The sequence below is a fragment of the uncultured Lactobacillus sp. genome (genome assembly GCF_902491705.1).
GTDB lineage: Bacteria > Bacillota > Bacilli > Lactobacillales > Lactobacillaceae > Lactobacillus.
Window position 1 is genome coordinate 1 of the sequence record NZ_CABUIW010000098.1, and the last position, 3183, is coordinate 3183.

Sequence of the window (3183 nt, forward strand, 5' to 3'; positions counted from 1 at the left end):
AAGATCGCCGGTAGGCTATCTATATTTAGTATTAATTCTAAAAAAAGAAGAACCGCTCAGAATTTCAAATTGAAATTCCGAACGGTTCTCTTGTTTAAAGAGACTTATGTCACAGCCCCTCATTTACATCATTGTTAGTACTTCTTGAAACTGTTGATAGTAAGCTACCTAAATTTATATTACTTACATAATTAATTCTATTGCTATCAATAAGCTTTATTTTCTTCACTATATTTCATATTCATTACTTAATTATTTCAAAAATGTTACAATATAGATGAAAGGAAACTAAACAATAGATTAGGAAGGGGTGCTACATTATGTTAAAGATGCAAAATAAGATAATTGATAGCTTATTAGTATGTGTTCTCGCACTAGGATTAGGCGGTTGTGCAACTAGCAGTGTAGCTACCCATAAGGCAAATCACGAACCTACTAGCACTAAAATTGCTAAGCAAAGTAGCCACAAAAAAGCTATTACAGAAACTAAGCAAGAAAATTCTAGTAGTCAATTGCCAACTAATAAAGAAGCTAAAACTATTACTAATAATAAATTAGCAGCTAATACTCCTAGTCAAAACTCTGCTCAGTCATCTTCAACGAATCAACAAACTAGTACGACTAATCAAGCTAATAATTCGGTATTAGCCACAAAGAACAATCCAGCTACTCAAAATCAAAAAGCTATTCAACTAGGCACTAACGATCTTGCCGTTTGGACTGATCAATACGGAATCGTTCACCATGTTGATAGTAATGGCTTAGATCACCAAACTATTCCTGGAAGCGTTCAAGATCACTACGAAAACTGGTCAGGAGCTTTACCAAGTAACGCTCAGGTTGTTCACAACGCTGGTCCAATTATTCCAAATCAATCAGATAAAGTTCAACATAATAATGGAGTTCAGTTAGGACTGGGAGATGTTGCAACCTGGACAGATCAATATGGAATTACCCACCACGTCGATAGTGACGGTATGGATCGTCAAACAATCCCAGGTAGTACGGAAGTTCATTACCAAGACTGGTCGGGACCGTTACCAAGTGAAGCACAAGTTGTACATGAATAAGCTAATTAATATAGATAAACCAATGCCTCAAATGGTTTCAAAATAGGAAAACCATTTGAGTCATCGCTGTAATAAGTTAATATAAGATCAGCAAAGTCATAGACGTATAATCTACCGAATTGTTATAATACCTATTGTAAATAATTACCCGCGAAGGAGAAATTAATCATTTTAAAAAGAGATTCTAAATTTGAGCTGTGGTGAATCATCGCTATGTGCTTTATCATTCTAAGTCATTATTCATTATTTGGAAATAGTCCTGTAACGAATATTCATACTATTTTTTATGAGCCTTTTGGCGAAATTGGTGCTGATATATTTGTAATGATATCGGGATACTTCTTATGTTCACAAGTTCCAAGTATTAAAAAAACGACTTTTCGCATTACTAAAATATGGACTAGAACTATCTTTTATTCTTGGATAATTCTTATTCTATTTTTTATATTCCGTCATTCTCAGCTAACAATTATGAATACTATTACATCAATATTCCCAGTACTTTTTAATGAGTATTGGTTCATTACTAGTTTTATTGTATTAATGACAATTGTTCCTATCTTAAATAATTTAATAGATAATCATAGTAGAAAATATTTGTTACTTATTATCATTGGTATGTTATTTATCAGTGGTGTCCAACCTCTTTTTTCAGCATTTTCTCCTTTTGGTGCAATACTTAATGTAGGTATTATGATTACTTCATATCTTTTTGCCGGATATATTAAAAAATATAAGCTTAAGGTTTCGAATTACTTTTTGATTTGTGCATTTGTTATCTGCCTAACTTTTCAATATATCTTACGACACTTTATTAACACTAATGTAGTTACTTATGGAATTCTGCCATTCTTATGTGCCGCATCGATATTCAGTATTGTTGTAAGAAGTAGAAGTTTTTATAATCCAATAATCAATTGGATTGCTTCTTCTGTCTTTGCTTCTTACCTTATTACTTCTCATCCTTTAGTTAATTCAATACTTTGGAGTAAAGTAATTAATACATCAAAAATTAACTATCCAATCCTATCTGGTCCAGTAATTATTCTTTGTCTCTTAATAATTACTGTGATGATTGATCAGATATATCTCTTTTTGGAAAGAAAATATTTCAAGTATGGAATTAATCATATTACAAACAAAATAAATAATATTTTGAACTAATTAATAAAGTATATGGAGCCTTCTAAGCAAAAATTTTATTAAGCTTAAATGGCTCCATTTTAAATTATACTAGGCACTGACTACTGATATTAATCATAAATCATTTAAAGCATTTTCGATCTTTCTGTTTGAAGAAAACTTATGTATCAGCTCTCTTTTTAGAGATAAAAGTTGTCCAATTTCATCATCACTTAGCTCGAACCTCAACCTTTTATTAAAAGGATATTGAACTGGCTTATATAATTCACTTTTCTTAGGCCAAGTCATTATTTTTTTATAAGGATAAAACATTCCTTTACCAAAAAGATTTGCTTTACCATGATTTCCTGTATTTTCACTATATGACTTATTAATTACATCTATAACAGCAAATCCAACGCTATTATTTCCAACTACAAATAGTATAAAAGGTCTCATATCATACTTAGACTTTTTGTTAGAAAAATAATTACATTGCTTAGAAATACCATACTTATACTGACCATTAATTATAGAAATTTGTTTAAGCCTAACCGCAACCACAGTATCAACTTGCTGCTCTAGTCTCCGTAACTTTATAGGGTTATCATCTTTAGAAAAAATCATATACACATCTGGATTATTGCCAAATTTCCCTTTAAAACTAAAAGCTTGTATCGTATAAAACGCATGATGATATTGTGGATTTACAAGTGCTAAGGATATACTTTTCATAGGTGGAAATACTATCTTCAAATCTTTTATCTTTGCCCTTCTTTGGATACCCTTTTCAGTCATATAACTAATAAATTTACTAATATCAATACCAAGCTCGCTTGTAGAAAAATTATAATTTATTTTCATAAGCATACCATCTATTTTTAACATATTCTTTTATAAATAAAACTCTTTTTAGAATTATTATAATCCTAGAAAGGGAGTGTAAAATATTTTGTGTAAATTTCTAAATTAAATTGAAAAAGGGAAAGCC

At 30.3% G+C, this 3183-nt stretch carries 3 protein-coding genes; 2 read left to right on the forward strand and 1 reads right to left on the reverse strand.

The features are described from left to right. Window positions 1-320 precede the first annotated feature (320 nt). Together RDN22_RS11150 and RDN22_RS11155 are read left to right on the forward strand one after the other, a co-directional pair. Complete coding sequence (locus tag RDN22_RS11150) at window positions 321-1070, forward strand: hypothetical protein (RefSeq protein WP_308558142.1); 750 nt, start codon at window positions 321-323, stop codon at window positions 1068-1070. Window positions 1071-1283: 213 nt separating this feature from the next. Beyond that, complete coding sequence (locus tag RDN22_RS11155; protein ID WP_308558143.1) at window positions 1284-2234, forward strand: acyltransferase family protein; 951 nt, start codon at window positions 1284-1286, stop codon at window positions 2232-2234. Window positions 2235-2327: 93 nt separating this feature from the next. On the opposite strand, the gene RDN22_RS11160 is transcribed toward RDN22_RS11155, so the two are convergent. Beyond that, window positions 2328-3056 carry a hypothetical protein gene (locus RDN22_RS11160; protein ID WP_308558144.1) on the reverse strand — a complete coding sequence of 243 codons (729 nt, stop codon included), beginning with the start codon at window positions 3054-3056 and terminating at the stop codon, window positions 2328-2330. Between the last annotated feature and the right edge of the window lie 127 nt (window positions 3057-3183).